The 18,487-nt window shown below is 26.6% G+C and carries 16 protein-coding genes and 1 riboswitch; of the genes, 12 read left to right on the top strand and 4 right to left on the bottom strand.

Features of this window, described 5'->3' with window-relative positions; all coding sequences use genetic code 11:
• Nucleotides 1-298 precede the first annotated feature (298 nt).
• On the top strand, nt 299-1,924 hold the full coding sequence (locus KGF45_RS00720) for an ABC-F family ATP-binding cassette domain-containing protein (protein ID WP_227841603.1): 1,626 nt from the start codon (nt 299-301) through the stop codon (nt 1,922-1,924).
• A 311-nt stretch (nt 1,925-2,235) separates the two neighbouring features.
• Here KGF45_RS00720 and KGF45_RS00725 read toward each other — a convergent pair whose 3' ends face one another.
• A complete protein-coding gene (locus KGF45_RS00725) occupies nt 2,236-2,376 on the bottom strand; it encodes a hypothetical protein (RefSeq protein ID WP_227827921.1) in 141 nt (46 codons plus the stop codon).
• Between the two features lie 327 nt (nt 2,377-2,703).
• Nucleotides 2,704-3,816 (bottom strand): tyrosine-type recombinase/integrase, encoded by a 1,113-nt coding sequence (locus KGF45_RS00730; protein ID WP_227827922.1) that lies wholly within the window; start codon nt 3,814-3,816, stop codon nt 2,704-2,706.
• Nucleotides 3,817-4,077: 261 nt separating this feature from the next.
• Between KGF45_RS00730 and KGF45_RS00735 the strand changes: the two genes are divergently transcribed.
• Nucleotides 4,078-4,455, top strand: coding sequence for a BlaI/MecI/CopY family transcriptional regulator (locus KGF45_RS00735; protein ID WP_227827923.1), 378 nt, complete (start codon nt 4,078-4,080; stop codon nt 4,453-4,455).
• Nucleotides 4,456-5,032: 577 nt separating this feature from the next.
• On the opposite strand, the gene KGF45_RS00740 is transcribed toward KGF45_RS00735, so the two are convergent.
• Nucleotides 5,033-5,296, bottom strand: coding sequence for a hypothetical protein (locus KGF45_RS00740; RefSeq protein WP_227827924.1), 264 nt, complete (start codon nt 5,294-5,296; stop codon nt 5,033-5,035).
• A gap of 321 nt (nt 5,297-5,617) precedes the next feature.
• Here KGF45_RS00740 and KGF45_RS00745 point away from each other — a divergent pair, with 321 nt between their 5' ends.
• From KGF45_RS00745 to KGF45_RS00760, 4 genes are all read left to right on the top strand, one after another.
• Entirely contained in the window at nt 5,618-6,190 is a 573-nt protein-coding gene (locus KGF45_RS00745) for a hypothetical protein (protein WP_227840537.1), read from the top strand.
• A gap of 101 nt (nt 6,191-6,291) precedes the next feature.
• Complete coding sequence (locus tag KGF45_RS00750) at nt 6,292-7,290, top strand: DUF4003 domain-containing protein (RefSeq protein WP_227827926.1); 999 nt, start codon at nt 6,292-6,294, stop codon at nt 7,288-7,290.
• 351 nt (nt 7,291-7,641) lie between these two features.
• Nucleotides 7,642-8,280, top strand: coding sequence for a lactate utilization protein (locus KGF45_RS00755; protein WP_227827927.1), 639 nt, complete (start codon nt 7,642-7,644; stop codon nt 8,278-8,280).
• Nucleotides 8,281-8,306: 26 nt separating this feature from the next.
• Nucleotides 8,307-9,206, top strand: coding sequence for a YegS/Rv2252/BmrU family lipid kinase (locus tag KGF45_RS00760; protein ID WP_227827928.1), 900 nt, complete (start codon nt 8,307-8,309; stop codon nt 9,204-9,206).
• A gap of 107 nt (nt 9,207-9,313) precedes the next feature.
• Here the strand turns inward: KGF45_RS00760 and KGF45_RS00765 are convergent, their stop codons facing one another.
• Nucleotides 9,314-10,978 carry a glutamine--tRNA ligase/YqeY domain fusion protein gene (locus tag KGF45_RS00765; protein WP_227827929.1) on the bottom strand — a complete coding sequence of 555 codons (1,665 nt, stop codon included), beginning with the start codon at nt 10,976-10,978 and terminating at the stop codon, nt 9,314-9,316.
• 294 nt (nt 10,979-11,272) lie between these two features.
• On the opposite strand from KGF45_RS00765, the gene KGF45_RS00770 reads away from it, so the two are divergent.
• The 6 genes from KGF45_RS00770 to lysA all read left to right on the top strand — a co-directional run bounded on the left by KGF45_RS00770 (nt 11,273) and on the right by lysA (nt 18,374).
• Nucleotides 11,273-11,986, top strand: coding sequence for a DUF2140 domain-containing protein (locus KGF45_RS00770; RefSeq protein WP_227841604.1), 714 nt, complete (start codon nt 11,273-11,275; stop codon nt 11,984-11,986).
• Between the two features lie 168 nt (nt 11,987-12,154).
• Entirely contained in the window at nt 12,155-12,718 is a 564-nt protein-coding gene (locus tag KGF45_RS00775; RefSeq protein ID WP_227827931.1) for a hypothetical protein, read from the top strand.
• Nucleotides 12,719-13,023: 305 nt separating this feature from the next.
• Nucleotides 13,024-14,724, top strand: coding sequence for a hypothetical protein (locus KGF45_RS00780; protein WP_227841605.1), 1,701 nt, complete (start codon nt 13,024-13,026; stop codon nt 14,722-14,724).
• Nucleotides 14,725-14,892: 168 nt separating this feature from the next.
• Nucleotides 14,893-15,510 carry a hypothetical protein gene (locus KGF45_RS00785; RefSeq protein WP_227827933.1) on the top strand — a complete coding sequence of 206 codons (618 nt, stop codon included), beginning with the start codon at nt 14,893-14,895 and terminating at the stop codon, nt 15,508-15,510.
• A gap of 110 nt (nt 15,511-15,620) precedes the next feature.
• Nucleotides 15,621-15,789: riboswitch (Lysine riboswitch) on the top strand.
• Nucleotides 15,790-15,870: 81 nt separating this feature from the next.
• Nucleotides 15,871-17,064: an aspartate kinase gene (locus KGF45_RS00790; RefSeq protein WP_227840541.1), complete on the top strand. Its 1,194-nt coding sequence runs from the start codon at nt 15,871-15,873 to the stop codon at nt 17,062-17,064.
• Between the two features lie 17 nt (nt 17,065-17,081).
• Nucleotides 17,082-18,374 (top strand): diaminopimelate decarboxylase, encoded by a 1,293-nt coding sequence (gene lysA / locus KGF45_RS00795; RefSeq protein ID WP_227827935.1) that lies wholly within the window; start codon nt 17,082-17,084, stop codon nt 18,372-18,374.
• Nucleotides 18,375-18,487: the final 113 nt, after the last annotated feature.

Consider the following 18,487-nt stretch of genomic DNA (forward strand, 5'->3'; position numbering starts at 1 on the left):
ATATATAAACTATGATTAATTATACAGAAACTATATTTTAACTAATAGCTAAAACAGTTTAAAGATTCAAATAAAGTATTTAGAGTGTGTAAAAGAATTAATAAAGTTGCAATTTGATTTTTTTATAAGTATAATATAATAGATTGTTAATTTTTATGAAACTTACAATCTTTAATACAATTTTAATAAATATTTCACAAATTTGGTATAAAAAATATGCTGTTTACGTGATAATAAAAATGTTATCAAAATTTTATGATAAAATAAATTATGAACAAAAAGAAAGGAAAATACATTAATGTTACAAGTTACAGGTGTTGGACTTAGATTTGGTGATAAGGAACTATTTAAAGATGTTAACTTAAAATTCACTAAAGGAAATTGCTATGGAATAATAGGAGCTAACGGTGCGGGAAAATCTACTTTTTTAAAAATATTATCAGGAGAAATAGAACCAAATACAGGGAATGTATCTATAACTGATAAAGAAAGAATGTCAGTTTTAAAACAGGACCACTTCGAATATGAGGAAGAAACTGTTTTAAATGTTGTTATAAGAGGGCATGAAAGACTTTGGAGTATAATGCATGAAAAAGATGCTTTATATATGAAAGAAGATTTCAGCGAAGAAGATGGAATAAAAGCTGCTGAGCTTGAAGGTGAGTTTGCAGAACTTGATGGATGGGATGCAGAAACTAATGCTGAAAAAATACTTATGGGTCTTGGTATAACTAAGGATATGCATTACAAACAAATGAAAGAATTAGTTGGTGGAGAGAAGGTTAAAGTGTTGTTAGCACAATCACTTTTTGGTAAACCTGAAATACTATTAATGGATGAGCCTACAAACCACTTGGATTTCAAATCAATAAATTGGTTAAATAACTTTATAATGGATTTAGAAGAGTCTATAGTTATAATAGTATCACATGATAGACATTTCTTAAATCAAATATGTACTAATATAGTTGATGTTGACTTTGGTAAAATACAGATGTATGTTGGAAACTACGACTTCTGGTATGAATCAAGTCAATTAGCATTACAACTTGCTAAAGACCAAAACAAAAAGACTGAGGAAAAGATAGCTCAATTAAAGGAATTCATAGCTAGGTTTAGTTCTAATGCTTCAAAAGCTAAACAAGCTACATCTAGAAAGAAACAATTAGATAAATTAGAAGTTGAAGATATACAACCATCAAGAAGAAGATATCCATATGTAGGATTTACACCTGCTAGGGAAATTGGTAATGAAGTTTTAGAAGTACACAATTTAACTAAAACTATAGATGGAGTTAAAGTACTTGATAATGTTTCATTTAGATTGGATAGAGATGATAAAGTAGTATTTATGGGTGATGAAATAGCTACTACTGCACTTTTAAATATAGTTATGGGAGAACTTGAACCAGATAGTGGAGAATATAAATGGGGAGTAACTACTTCTCAAGATTATCTTCCAAAAAACCATAATAAGTTTTTCGATGGAGTAGAGTATTCTCTAGTTGACTGGCTTAGACAGTTTTCTGAAGAAAAAAGTGAGAGTTTTATAAGAGGATTTTTGGGTAGAATGTTATTCTCTGGAGAAGAAGCTTTAAAAGAAGCTCAAGTTATATCTGGGGGAGAAAAAGTTAGATGTATGCTTAGTAAGCTAATGCTTTCAAATGCAAATGTACTTGTGTTAGATGATCCTACTAACCACTTAGACCTAGAGAGTATAACTTCTGTCAATAAAGGACTTGAAAAATTCCCAGGAGTGCTTTTATTTACTTCTCATGACCATGAGTTTATATCTACTATAGCAAATAGAATTATAGAGATAACTCCAAATGGACTAATGGACAGAAAGATGGATTTCGATGAGTATTTAGAAAGTAAAGAGATACAAGAACAATTAGCTAAAATGTATGGGAGAGATAAATAATTATTAGTTTAAATATAATTTTTACTAATTATAATTATTAGAATAAAAACCTTTTAATGTTTGAGAATACGCTATATAAGTGTGTAAGTTTTTAATCAAATATTAGGAGGTTTTTTATTTAGTATATATACTTTAGTAAAAAGAATTATAGAGATAACACAAATGGAATCATGGATAGAAATATATATGGATTTTTTAGATTATAAAAAAGTATATGTCTCCAAATCTAAGTTAATTGTTTACATTGGGTCAAATTACAATAATGTTTGGAGACATAATAAGCAAAAATTATATAGTATAATTTCATAAGTCTATAGAGATTCTCTTTTATGATAATATATTTTTTGTAAAGTTATAGGAGTTACTGGTTCATCATAAAAATCTTCAGCTTTACCAGTAACAATACCACCTAAACTACAAATGATTTTAACTGTTGTGTCACGTGCTTCCATAAAAATTTCATCAATATCTTAAGAAATAGGGATTATATCTTTTGGAATCTTTTGTTCTACCGAAAAAACATCTAATTCTAGCTTATTAATACCTAACATATCATCTGTTGTAGCTTTTCTGAATATAATTTTTTTCATAACAATCCTCCTAATTTACGAAGTAGAAGCTGTGTTTATAATACTAAAACTATTTTGTAATAAATATATTTTAACTATTCTATTATAAAATTAAATTTGAATATTAATTTAGCTTTAATTTTATTAGTAGTAAAAATTAATTTTATAGATGATAAAGGCTAGAGTAATTATAATTAAAAAAATGTAATATTAATTGGCATTAAATAAATTTTCAGAAATTTTGTCAGATGCTTCTTTATCCATTTCTTTTAGAACATGGGAATAAACATTTAAGGTTGTATTTATATTTGAATGACCAACTCTTTCTGAGATAACTTTTATAGGTACCTTAGAATTTATAAGTAAAGTAACATGTGAATGTCTTAAATCATGAAATCTAATGTGGGGCAAGTCATTCTTTTCTAAAAATCTTTTGAATTTTTTACTCATAACATCTTCAGCAATAGGTTCACATTTTTTATTGAAAAATAACAAGTCACGACTATTTCTAATAGAAGACTTTAATAAATTTTTATTTTGTTTTATCTTATATTCTTTTAGTAAAAAGATTAATTCCTTTGGAGCAGATATTTTTCTAATAGAGCTTTCCGTTTTGGGTTCTTTAAGAATTACAGAGCCATTAATTCGAGCTGTTATCTTATTTACAGTTATTGTATTTTCTTCAAAATCAATATTATCCCAAGTTAAACCTAAAACTTCTGAAATTCTAAGACCTAAACCAACTGCTAAATTAATAGGTAATTCCATATATGTATTTTTTGATAAGTTCAACAATTTTATCATTTGCTCTTTGTCATAAATTTCATTTTTAAATTTTTTATATCTTGGAGTTTCTATATTATCCATAATATTTTCTTTTACTAATTTGAGTCTGTATGCTCTTTTTATTGCAAGTTTCAATATATTTATATGAATCTTAATTGATTGAGGATTCAATTTATGAGATAGTTTATCAATGTAGTTCTGTATATGAATTGGATGTAAATCCTGTATTTTATATTTACCAATAGAGGGATTAATATAATTCTTACAAATACTAACATAATTATTGTATGTAGCTAATGATATATTTTCACTGTACTTTTTTAAAAAATCTAATAGAAATTCTGAGACAGTGATTTCGTTTGGAATTAAAAAGCCATCTTTATATAGACTTTCCTTTACTTCATTTAACCTTTTGCTCGCATCTCTTTTTTTATCAAAAATACCCATGTTCTTTTGTTTTCTCTTTCCAGTATCTTCATCTGTAAATTCGAGATAAACTACATAATTCTTGTTTCGTTTTCTAATAAATGCATTCATATATAACCCACCAATCAAAATTTTATACATTTATTATAACATATGGATAAACTCAAAAATAGTTTTTGAAATAAATTTATAGTTATTTCAAAGATTGATATTTATTGATTATAAAATGGGTATATTATCTTAAATATTAGAATTTTAACTTAATAATCTGTTATACTTAATATATATAAAAATAAAATTTATTTTTTACTTTGGGATTTTATATGTTTGGGTAGTACTGAAAATATAAGTTTGAGAGGAGTGTAAAATCATATGACTATTACTAAGATACCACCAGCAGAATTAAAGGTCATGAAATTTATTTGGGGGTCAGATTTTACAGTAACATCAAAAGATGTCATTGAAGCTATGGAAAAACTATATGATTGGAAGCAAACTACAACACTAACACTTTTATCAAGATTAGTAAATAAGCAATTCTTAGATGCGAAAAAGATAGATAGACATACACATTATACAGTTATTATTAGAGAAGATGAATATTTACATTTTGAAACAAAAACTTTTCTAGATAATATGCATGGAAGTTCTATTGAAAGCTTTATGAAGGCATTGTTCAAAAAGGGGGTAAATGAGGAAGAATTAAATTCTGTTGAAAAATGGGTAAAAGATATTAAAAAAGATGAATAGTTTGTTGAGATTAACAACAAGAATAACTTTAAATATATATTTTTTGTATTAATTGTACGTTTAAATGTATGAACATTTAGGCACTTAATAGTATATAAAAACTAAAACTTTTTAGTTATTTTTAAAATAAATTTAATTATCATAAAATAAATAGTTTTTACAATAATTATTCAAATGAATTAAAAGTAGAGTAAACTGTAAAATACATAGATTTCTTTATTAAGTATTCTTAGTTTTCTAACACATTTTAATACTCTAAGTCTAATATAAAATTAAATTTATTAAGATTTGATTTTATATTAGACTTAGAGTTAATCAGAATTTAACTAAATATTGGTTATTAAATAGAAAAATAAAATTTTTTTATTATTTATACAAATGAATTGTTTTTTAGGTATATTAAAAGTTGTAATTTTATTTTTATATTGATTGTTTTAGGTATATTAAATGACGATGTATTAGATTATATTCTTGTTTAAATAAGTATTTATAAATATGAAATAAATATTATTAAAATAGATATTAATAGCTATTAAACAAATAAAAAGTTCCTAATTTTTAGGAACTTTTTATTTGTTTAATATAACGTATGAGTTTTTGCTTCAGCAATAGCTCTTGCTGCACTTTTAGGTTTTTCTATATTCTCTTTTTTGTAGAAATCAATTACTTCTTCTAAGTCTTTATTTTCAATATTGTCTTTTCTATTTTCAAGAATATAATTTATGATTGATTCGTTTATCAAGTTTGATAAATCTTTATTTTCATTATTAGTCATTTTGTATACTTCTTGTAATAAAACTTCATTAACTTCAATTGTAATTTGTTTTGTATTTTTTATCATATTAATCACCTCTTAAAAAAATTATAGCATTTCAAAAAAATAAAATCAATGTGTTTTAAAATTATAGAATTTAAATTCTTAAATTCTTAAAAATAGAAAAATTAAATAGAAGTAGTTTTGAGCTATCAAAAAGATTAATAAAAAATATATTTAATCATAAAAGCTTTGTACTATATGATTCTAAGATGGAGGATTTATAAGGGTTTAGGGTGAATTAAGTATAAGACAACTTCTTAAAGCAAATGAGTGTGGCATTTAAATCTAAATGTAGACATATAATATTAAATATGCTAATATATCAAAATAATAAGGGGGGAATTTATGAAGCTTAAAGAAGCATTGATTACATGTGTTGTATGTAGTGTATGTTTAACTCCATTATTGGTAAATGGAGAAACAAAAATAGATGCGGAGCATTGTAAAGAATCTATAGTAAATATAGATACTATAGTAACTTCAGGTCAAAACTTTAATTCTAAATATAATCAAGGTATGAAAGACTATAAAAACAGTGATGAGTATAAATTAAAAGTGCAAAAAGAGAGGCTAGAAAACCAGCTAGGAATCAAAATAAAGGATTTAATTCCTATAACATTTGAAGTGAGTTATTACACCAGTCTTAACCAAGAAAATGGATATGGAGCTATAACTGCTACAGGAGATGATTTAGAAGATGGTTTTGTGGCAAATAATCACTTGAGTTTTGGAACTAAGATTATTGTAGATGGTAAAGTAAAAACCGTTATGGATAGGGGGTCTAGTAAGTATTTTAGCAATTCTAATGCGATAGATGTATTTATACCCAAATGGAGTAACGAAAGTGAATCAGAGTATTATGACAGGGTTAATAATATGGGAAGGCACTATAAAAAAGGATACATCATTATGGAATAATAGAACTTCTTCAAGTAATATGTATTGATTGCAATATTTATTACATATATAATAGATATTAAGTTAATTAATACAACAATGTATATTACTGGGAGGGCAATATGGAACAAACTTTTATAAATGGAAAAATAAACTTATTAATAGAAAATTATAAAGCATTAAATGAGATTAAAGGTTCTTGGCAAATGGGATTAATTCAACATAGTTGTGCACTTGCGTTTACGCTTAAGAACAAGAGGATAAGCCCTAGAGTAGTAGAAGAACGAATAGAGCTTATTAAAAAAAATACTGGATTATTCTCTAACTTTAGAGGATATAACATATTTTATATGGCAACACTACTTTCATTTGAATCAAATCCAGAAAGTAGTTTTAAGATGATTTTAGAGATATATAAAAATCTTAAAAATGAAAAGTTTTGGGGAGATACATATCTACCACTTACAGCATCAATAGTCTATGAAAATAGAGATAAAATGGATTATATTACATGTATATCAAAAATGAAAACAGTGTACGAATATATGAAGAAAAAACATCCATTTTTAACATCTAGTGATGACTATTGTAATATAGCACTTATTGCAATTCATTCAAAAAATTTAGAAGAAGATTTAGAATATATAGAAAAATGTTATGAATTTCTAAATAAAAATGGTTTTTATAAAGGAAATGACTTACAAGCACTATCTCAAATTCTTTTATTTAGTGAAGATAGAACTATGGGTAAATGCAAAAAAACTATTGAACTTAAAAAAGCATTTAAAGAGAATGATTGTAAGTTAAATTATTATGGGTATCCAATAATAGGAGCAATTTCGTTATTAGATTATAAAGAAAATGAAATAATAGAAAATATAAAAAATGTTTCAAATAGACTTAAAGAAGAAAAAGGTTTTGGGAATTGGTCTTTAGGAAAAAGCAATAGAGTAATGATTAGTTCTGCTATTGTGGCTTCTATTTATGCGGATTCAATACAAAAAGAGAATAATATAGATTCTATAGCTAATAATATATTTTTAAATATTGTTGTTGCTATTCAAGTTGCTTGTGTAATGGCAGCTACAAGTGCAGCTATAGCATCTTCTTCATCAAATTAGTGACATTATTTATTAAAATTGGATATAATAAACTTAATAATACAATTTATATGTTTAAAAAAGAATATGATATTACACTTAAATCAATTGTGATATTTAATAAAATAAAGCATATAATTAATATATAGATTTCAGAAAATATATAATACTACATACAATATAGGGAAAGTAGAAAAATACATCTACTTTCCTTTTTAATTATAAATTATGAGTTAGTCTTATAAAGAAATTTATGGAAAACTTATTTAAAGTTTTATATTGTATTTTTTTTTAGATGTACTAAAATAAAGTTATAAAGAAAATAAAATTTATAATAAACTAATACATATTGAAAATAAGGGGGAAGTTAAGATGGATCAAAATCTAAATTGGCTTAAAGAAAAAAGAATAGAAAAAACGATAAAATCTCTAGAAAATAATAACATGAAAGGGTATCTAGTAAATAATAAAGAAGAGCTTCTTAAAAAAATTGAAGAAATAGTAGAAGTAGGTTCTCTAGTAGGTTGTGGAGGCTCTATGACTTTATTTGAAACAGGAGTTATTGACTTTATAAGAGAAAAGTATGATTTTCTTGATAGATATGCAAAAGATATTAAACCAGAAGAAATGAAAGAAATATACAGAAAATCATTTTGTGCAGATGCTTATTTTACAAGTACTAATGCAATAACAGAAAATGGAGAACTTTACAATCTAGATGGAAATGGAAATAGAGTAGCTGCTATGATATATGGACCAGATAAAGTAATAGTTGTAGCAGGTGTAAATAAAATAGTTAAAGATGTAGATGAAGCTATAAAAAGAACTAAAACAATAGCTGCTCCAGCAAATTGCAAGAGACTGAATACAAATACTGGTTGTAAGACTACTGGTGTCTGTATAGATTGTTCAAGTCCAGGAAGAATCTGCTGTAGCTATACACTTATAAAAAGACAATTAGCACCAGAAAGAATACATGTAATTTTCTTAAACGAAGACTTTGGATATTAAAAGAATAAAATAAGTAAGGAGAAATAATGAAAAAAGTAAAACTTATATACAATCCTAATTCAGGTGAAAAAAAAATATTATCAAATTTAGATACTATTATAGAATTATATCAAGAAGAAAATTATTTATTGATACCCTACAGATTGAATATTAAAGAACCTGTAAATAATGCATTTAAAGAAGTAGATAGTTCCTATGACCATATACTAATAGCAGGTGGTGATGGGACTATAGATTTAGTTGTAAATTCAATGAAAGAGTTAGATATAAAGATTCCAATTGGAATTTTACCTACAGGAACTGCAAATGATTTTTCAAATGCTCTTCAAATTCCATTTGATATAAAAGAAGCTATAAAAGAAATCATAAATTCAAAGCCAAAGAAAATAGACATAGGGAAGGTAAATAATAAATACTTTATAAATGTCGCAAGTGCAGGTATGTTTACTGATGTATCACAAAGAATAAGCACAGACTTAAAGAATTCGTTTGGAAGAATTTCTTATTATATAAAGGGAATAGAAGAAGCATTGTATATGAGGAAGTTTAAGATAAAAGTATATTCCAAAGAGATGAATTATGATGGAGATATGTATCTTATGCTGATTTTTAATGGAAAAACAGCAGGAAATATAAATTTAGCATATAAAGCTGAAATAGATGATGGATATTTAGACGTAATTATTTTTAAAGGAATGCCAATTCCAAAATCAATACCAGTTTTGATAAGTGTGCTTAGGGGTGATTACTTAGACCAATATAATGGAAATGAAATATTATATTTTAAAACTAAAAAAGTAGATATAGAATGTAAAGATTCTCTTATAACAGATATTGATGGGGAAAAAGGTCCAGATTTTCCTCTCAATATAGAATGTATAAAAGATGGAATAGAGGTTATGGGAATCTGTAGTGGAAAAAGTTAATTATTTAAAATAAATGATGAAGACTAAAATAAAAAATTACTTCTAACTAAATTTATTTATAGTAGAAGTAATTTATATTTTAAGTCTTCATTTTTTAGTTATAAAAATTATTTAGCAGGTTTAAAAGAACTTTTTAAAGGAACTATTCTATTAAACACAAGTTTTTCCTTAGTTGTATACTTATTATCTATACTAAAGAACCCATTTCTAACAAATTGGAATTTATCAAAAGGTTTAGCATCTTTTACTTGTGTAGGCTCAACAAAACCTTGTAATATTTCTAATGAATTAGGATTTATTTGTTCTAAGAAATGCTTTCCTTCATTTTCAGGTAAATCATCAAGAATCAATGGCTCAAATAATCTAAATTCACATGGTATAGCTGATTTAGCATCAACCCAATGTATTGTAGATTTTACTTTACGACCTGTAAATCCAGAACCACTTTTAGTCTCAGGGTCATAGGTACCATGTATTTCAACTACATTTCCATTTTCATCTTTAATTACATCAGTACATTTTACGAAATAAGCTCCTTTTAAACGAACTTCATTTCCTGGGAAAAATCTGAAATATTTTTTAATAGGTTCTTCCATAAAATCATCTTGTTCTATATATAATTCTCTAGAAAAAGGAACTAATCTTTTACCTTGAGATTCATCCTTAGCATTGTTTTCTATTTCAAGCATTTCAACCTTATCTTCTGGGTAGTTAGTTATAACTAATTTTAAAGGTCTTAAAACTCCCATAGCAAGTGGAGCCTTTGGTTGTAAGTTTTCTCTTAGGAAATAATCAAGCATTTGACTGTCTACTGTAGAGTTAACTTTTGATACTCCTATTTCACTACAAAAATTACGTAAAGCTTCAGCAGTATATCCCTTACGTCTAATCCCAGATATAGTAGGAACACGAGGGTCATCCCAACCATCAACAATACCTTCATCTACAAGTTGTTTTAATTTTCTTTTACTCATAACAGTATTGTTTATGTTAAGTCTAGCAAATTCTATTTGTCTAGGTACATTTTCCATTTCACATTCTCTGACAAACCAGTCATAAAGAGGTCTTTGGTCTTCAAACTCCAAAGTACATATAGAGTGAGTTATTCCTTCAATTGCATCTTCAATTGGATGGGCAAAAGCATACATAGGATATATACACCATTTATCTCCTGTATTATGATGTGTTGAATGAGCTATTCTGTATATAATTGGGTCTCTAAGGTTTATATTTGGAGAAGACATATCTATTTTAGCTCTTAATGTTTTTTCTCCATCTTTAAATTCACCATTTTTCATTCTTTCAAATAAATCTAGGTTTTCTTCAATAGTTCTATTTCTATAAGGGCTTTCTTTACCAGGTTCAGTAAGAGTACCACGATACTCTCTCATTTCTTCTTGTGTTAATTCACATACATAAGCTTTACCTTTTTTTATTAGGATTAAAGCTCTTTTGTACATTTCATCAAAATAGTTAGATGCAAAATTTAATTCATTCCAATCAAATCCTAACCACTTAACATCTTCTTTTATGGATTCTACATATTCAACATCTTCTTTTAATGGATTTGTATCATCAAATCTTAAATTAGCCTTTCCATTAAATTCTTTAGCTAGTCCAAAGTTAAGACATATACTTTTTGCATGACCAATATGTAAATATCCGTTTGGTTCAGGTGGAAAACGAGTTATTATATTGTCATGTTTTCCTGTTTCTAGGTCATTTATAATAATATTTTTTATAAAGTTAGATGAGTTCGTTTCATTTGACATATTTTTATACCTCCTATTTAATTTGCTTATAATACAGAACACTACACTGTATTGCATAATATTAATTTTAATCCAAGATTAGAAAAAAATAAAGGTGTAATTAAGAGTATTATGCAAAATATTAACTTTTATACTAAAAACATGTTTTTTTACAGTTTATTTACAAAAAAGCAGATTAGTTGAATTAATCTTTAAAAGACTGTATTATAATATGTATATTGTTAAGAATATTATGTGAAGTTAGTTATCTAAATTTATTTTAAATCTGTTGACAGATTTGTAAAGGAGACTATGATGGGAAAGGTTGCAAAGATTATATTAAGTTTAATTGTTATTATTTTAGTGTTAACAGGTATTGTTGTATACACACTAACACCAAAAGAGAGATATGATGTTAGTTCACAAAATAATAAAATCATAGACGAAGAGTATTTATCAAAAGGTTCATATATAAACGCTATGGAAATAGTAAAAAATCCACTTAGAATGGTTGGAAAAGTATCTGTTTCAGAAGAAGAGTTTAGAAACCTAATATATACATTAATGAATAAACACGGAATTAAAGAATTTGAAAATAATTTTGTTGAGATGAAGGATGGAAAAATAAAAGTGGCAGGTCCATATAAGGTCTTTGGTCTAATCAATAGCCAATATGAGCTTGAACTAAAACCCACTTTAAAAAATGAAGATTTGGTTGTAAGTCTTGAAAATGTAATGATTGGAAAATTTAAAATAAGTGATAAAATGCTAGAAAAAATACTAAGTAATTACAATAAAAAGGTTCCATTTGAGGTTAATGGAAATAAAATTACTTTAGAGAAAAGTTATCTTTATCCAGTAACACTTAAAAATATATCTATAAAAAAAGGAAATGTTGATTTGGATATGGAAGTAGAAATAGATTTAAAATCACAAATAAATGGGGCATTAGGTTATCTGAAGGATTCTGGAAAAGCTCAGGATATACTAAATCATTTGATTAATTTAAAGAAAACATCTGTTGGTTAAAAATATAGAAAATTTATATTTATATTTTTATTATATTTTATATAATATTAAAGCACTTTAAAATCAAAATTTGTAAAATAGCCTTTATTATGTTAGAATATTTTATGACATTAAGTTGTAAGTGTATAATATTATTTAATTACTAGATTACTAGATTGGGGGGAAATGATGAATAAAATTTATATTGTAACAACATATACAGGAACTGTATTATCTTATTTAATAAGAAATATAAGTAAAAAACTGTATACACATGTGTCAATATCATTAAATGAAAATTTAAAGCCAATGTATTCTTTTGGGAGATTAAATCCAAGAAATCCATTTATTGGAGGTTTTGTTGAAGAAAATATAAATCAAGGCTTATATGCTATAAGAAAAAACACTGTATGTAGAGTATATTCATTAGAAGTAGATAATTTACAATATGAAAATCTATTTAAAAATATAAAATTGATTAGTGATTATAGAGAAGATTACTATTATGATATAATGGCATTGATATATTTGTCTATGAATATTCACAGAAAAGTTGAATATAAATATGTATGTTCAAACTTTGTTGCTGATATGTTAGAAAAAAGTGAAATAGATATTTTGAATAAAGAAGCCTTTGAAGTAACACCAAATGATTTTTATAATTTAAATGGTTTAACTTTAGAGTATGAAGGTCTATTGTCAGAATATAATTCTAGACAGCATTCTTATGTATCCAAAATGGCAAACATATAAAAAATTTATTTTAAAATTTATCATATAAAAATATTGCTAAATAATTAGGCTGAAGATGGTAGTTTAACTTCGAGAGGATTAAGAATTCGTAAATCTTAGTTAGAACACTTTCTTCAGTTTTTGATTTTCTGTCGTTATTTGCACGATTATAATATTTTACTGATATATATATCGAATAGAAATAAATAAACAGTGGAATAAAAGTATAAAGATATCTTAATACATAATAAATATGATAAATATTTATTTTTTGTAAATATATGGATATAATAGTAATAATAATATTTTATAGAGAGGAGTATTAAATGAAACGATATCTTAAAACATATGGAGTTTCACTCATAATTGTAGTAATTTATGCATTTATTAAATTACCTGTACTTAGACTAGATTTCACATCTTTATTTTCATTAGGAATAATATTTTTTGTTGTAGCAGGAATATTAGATATGATGCTAGATAGAAATGAAAGAACATCTAAACTTGCTAAATATAATTTTTCAATAGCAATAGCTTTACTTGTGTATGTCGTAGTTGTACCTTTTATAGCTTCTACACCTGTACTTCATGCAAAAGCCTATAAAGACTTATTAGGAAAGGTGACTGAGAGTAAATTTAGTGATGATATGAGTCCTGTCAGCGTAAATGACATTCGTCTTGTAGATGAAGACATGGCCATGAAATTAGGTGATAAAAAACTTGGAGAAGTTCCAGCTATAGGTAGTGTATCAAAATTAGGAAAGTTTCATATACAAAATGTGGATGGAGAGTTGTACTGGGTAGCACCTCTTGTGCATAGAGATATAATTAAATGGGTGACATCTTTAAGTGGTACAAGTGGATATGTGAAGGTGTCAGCAAGTAATCCTCAAGATGTTCAACTAGTTCAAGAAATAGATGGAAAACCAATAAAAATAATATATCAACCAGAAGCTTATTTACATCAAGATTTACAAAGACATTTATACATACATGGTATTGTAAATGTTGGTATGACAGATTTTACGCTTGAAATAAATGATGAAGGAAGACCTTATTGGGTTGTAAGTTTATATGAACATAAAATTGGTTATGGAGGAGCAAATGCCACAGGCATAGCTACTGTTGATGCAGAAACTGGAAAAATAAATGTCTATAATGTTAAAAATACACCTAAATGGGTAGATAGAATACAACCACAAAAATTTGTAACAGACCAAATTCAAGACTGGGGTGTTTATGTCAATGGATTTTTAAATTCTGTTATATCAGAAAAAGGAGTACTAGTGCCAACAGAAGGGACATCGCTAGTCTATGGAAATGATAATAGGTCATATTGGTATACAGGTATAACATCTTCTGGTGGAGATGAATCTACAATTGGATTTATGCTTGTTGACTCTAGAACTAAAGAAGCTAGACTGTATAAGCAGCCAGGAGCAACTGAGACAGCTGCGATGAAATCAGCTGAAGGTAATGTTCAAGAAAAGAATTATGAAGCTACATTCCCTGTAATGTACAATATATTAGGTCAACCAACATATGTATCATCTTTAAAAGATAAAGCTGGTCTTGTAAAGAGAGTAGCCTTTGTATCTGTTGAAGATTATAATGTACTTGGTATAGGAGAAGATAAAAATGAAGCTTTAAGAAATTATAAAGATTCATTAGAATCTAAAGGCAATGACTTAAAACTTGATAATGATATGAAAGATGAAGTTATAGAAGGTGTAGTAACTAGAATAAGTCCTGATGTGCGAGGAGGAAATACTAATTATTATGTGACTTTAGATTCTAATAAGGAGATAATATTTAAAGCTACCTCAAAAGTATCTAGCGAATTACCATTGACTCAAGTTGGAGACAAAGTCAAAATATCATATTCAAAAGAAGAATCTAGTGTAATTGAAATGTCAGAATTTGATAACTTAAACATTGCAAATTTTGATGATAAAAAAGCAAAACAAGAAACAGGAACTAATGAAGATACAAATTCACAAGATTCTGAAAGTCAAAGCAATATGTAACTTAGTAAAAAAATTGTAGATATTGTTTAGTGCATTAATAGCTAGTTTTTATAGAAATAAATTCTATAAAAACTAGCTATTTTATTTTAATTCTTTGTAAATTTAATGTCATAAATTTAATATAATATTAGTACAACTTTGCAAATAATACTTCAAGGAGAATGTACTATGACGAATATGGAAAAAGAGATATTGCTTTTAATTAGCAGGGTTAGATGTGTTACAGAAGCTCAATTTAGAAAGATTTATGGAGACCAAAAAAGATACAATAAAAAAAATTTCAAAAAAACATTGAGAAAAATGTGTAGTGAGTATACACTAAAAAAATATCCATGTGATGTAGATTATCGTAACTATAAGGACCTCTCATATGTTTACTATTTGAATGGTAGTAAGCTTTTTAAGGGAGATGATTTAATAAAGGCTCTAGTAGGGTCAGAACTAGTTGTTAGAATTAATACTGCAGGTTGTGATGTAAAAAGATTTTACCGAAATGTTAGTGTAGATGATGTGAAATATGATTTATTTATTGAATATACAGATCAATTTGGCAATATAAAGCAGGTCTTAGTAGATGTTGATCTAAATAATGAAATAGATGTTTCTAAATATGAGAATCTCTCTAGAAAGATAGATAAATCTACAATTCCATTTTTTAGAGTACCAAATATTTTGGTGGTTACACCAGATAATTTATCTGAATTAAATGACTTAGAGAGAGAAGATAATGAGTATAGTATAAATTTTATAGATTTAGGATTAAATAAACTATTTAATTGTATATAAGATATTTTTAGAAAATAAATTTTTTGATTTGCCACATTTTGTAAAAAAAATGTTGCAATATTATATAGAATATGATAAAACTATATTAATAAATTAATTAATAATAATGAGCCTAGGGTAGAGGTAGCTATATTCAAGAGTAATCAATAGTAGCTGGTAAGTGTTGATGATTGATGAAAGGGTCTATAGCCGAAGAAAAGTTGTTGACAAACAAGTTTTCTGGACTTATGCAGAATATGCATAAGGCTGTCACTTTTAAAGTGGTGAGCTACAAGGTTACTTGGTCTATGAAGTTCACACGTCCAAAGTATACCTTTGGGCGTTTTTATTTATCAAAATTTAGCTTGAGGGGGAAAAGGCATGAGTATAATTGTCCAAAAATATGGAGGAAGTTCAGTTGCAGATACTGACAAAATAAAGTCAATTGCAGAAAATATAATAGAAAGAAGAAAAGAAAATCCACAAATGGTAATAGTTGTATCTGCTATGGGAAAATCAACAGATGAATATATAAACTTGGCAAAAGAATTGAGTAATGAACCTAGTAAAAGAGAGTTAGATGCTCTAATGTCTACTGGAGAAATGATTTCAGCCTCTTTATTATCAATAGCATTAAATGCACTTGGTTGTAAAGCTATAAGCTATAATGCTTATCAATTAAATATAAAAACAAGTGGACTTCATGGAAAATCTCAAATTGACGATATAAATGTAAATAGAATAAAGAATAGTTTAGATGAAGGGAATGTTGTAATAGTAACTGGATTTCAAGGAATCAATGAAGATGGTGATGTAACTACTCTTGGAAGAGGTGGTTCAGACACATCTGCTGTAGCTCTTGCAGTTAAACTAAATGGTAAATGTGAGATATATACAGATGTTGATGGAATTTATTTTACAGACCCAAGAAAATATTCAAAGGCAAGTAAACTTGATGAGATTGAATATGAAGAGATGCTTGAATTAGCAAGTTTAGGAGCACAAGTAATGCATTCAAGAAGTATAGAGCTTGCACAAAAATATGGTGTTGAAATTTATGTTGGACGTACATGTGGTACAGTAAAAGGAACATATATAAGAGGGGGAAAAGACATGAAATTAGAGGATAAAGTAATAACAGGATTAGCTACCAGTGATGATGATAGCTCTATAACAATAAAAGACTTTAAGGTAGAAAATATATCTAGTTTATTTGAAGATATAGCAACTATGGGAATAAGTGTAGATATGATAAGTCAAACTGCACCTATTTTAGATAAAATAAGTGTGTCATTTACAGTTCCAAAAGAAGAATTAGGAGAGTGCAAAAAGATAGTATCTAAATATACAAATGAAGAACATGTAGTAATTGATAATAACATCACTAAATTCTCTTTAGTAGGTCTTGGTATGAAAAACACTTCTGGAGTTGCTGCTAAAGTATTTAAGATATTTAATGAAAATGGTATAATGGTAAAACTTATAACTACATCAGAAATTCGTATAACTTGTGCCATAAATTCTGATGATAAACAAGTAGCTATTGAGAAAATAGCAGAAGTATTTAATATATAAAACTTAGGGAGGATATTATGAAACTTCATGGAACTATGACTGTAAAAGACAACGAATTATATATTGGAGGGGTAAGCTGTCTAGAGCTTAGTAAAAAATATCAAACTCCATTATATGTATTTGACGAAGACTTAGTAAGACAAAATTGTAGAGAATATATAAAATATTTTAAAGCTAAAGATGGAAAAAATAAAGTTGCTTATGCAGGTAAGGCATTTTTACCTCTCTATATGTGTAATCTTATAAATGAAGAAGACATGTGTTTGGATGTAGTTTCAGGAGGGGAACTATATACAGCTTATAAATCAAATTTTCCTATGGAAAAAGTTTTCTTTCATGGAAACAATAAAACTGAAGAAGAAATAAATATGGGATTAGATTTGGGAGTAGGTAAGTTTGTAGTAGATAATTTCTATGAGTTAGATTTAATTGAAAAATTATGTGAAGAGAAGGGGAAAACTCAAGAAATATATTTTAGAATAACACCTGGCATAGAAGCTCATACACACGATTATATAAAAACAGGTCAAATAGATTCTAAATTCGGTTTTGCTTTAGTAAATGGAGATTTGTTTAGAGCAATAGAAAAATTGAATGATTATACAAATATTAAATTGGTAGGTCTTCATGCTCATATAGGTTCACAAATATTTGATGTAGAACCATACATAGATACAGTAGATATAATGATGAACTTGGTAAAAGAAATAAAAGAAAAATTTAATATACAGTTGACAGAAATTGACTTAGGCGGGGGTGTAGGTGTTTATTATAGTAAAGGTGATAAACCTAAAACTATAAGAGAATTCTGCGAAACTATAATCACTAAAGCAGAAAATTCCTGTAAAGAACTTGGAATAGAAGTACCTACATTGGTAATAGAACCAGGAAGATCAATAGTTGCAAATGCAGGAAGTACATTGTATACAGTAGGTTCAATAAAAGATATAAAAGATGTTAGAGTTTATGTAAGTGTAGATGGAGGTATGACAGACAATGTAAGACCTTCACTATATCAAGCTAATTATGAATGCAGTATTGTAAATAAGATTAACCATGAAACTATGAATCATGTAACAATAGCAGGCAAATGTTGTGAAAGCGGAGATATATTAATTGGAGATATAGATATAATGGATATAAAAAGTGGAGATGTACTTATAACAACATCAACAGGTGCATATGGATATTCAATGTCTTCAAATTATAATAAAATACCAAGAGCAGCAGTAGTGTCAGTATTTGATGGAGATGCCAAGATAATTTGTAAAAGACAAAGTTATGAAGACTTATTATCTTTAGAAATATAGAATAAGAATTAAATATTAAATTTTAAAATAAGTAGATTACATGATATATCTATAGATTTAAACTAATTTTTAGTTTGTTATAGTTATTCAAGTTATATCTACTTATTTTCTGT

This window comes from Clostridioides sp. ZZV14-6154, from assembly GCF_020657785.1.
Lineage (GTDB): Bacteria > Bacillota > Clostridia > Peptostreptococcales > Peptostreptococcaceae > Clostridioides.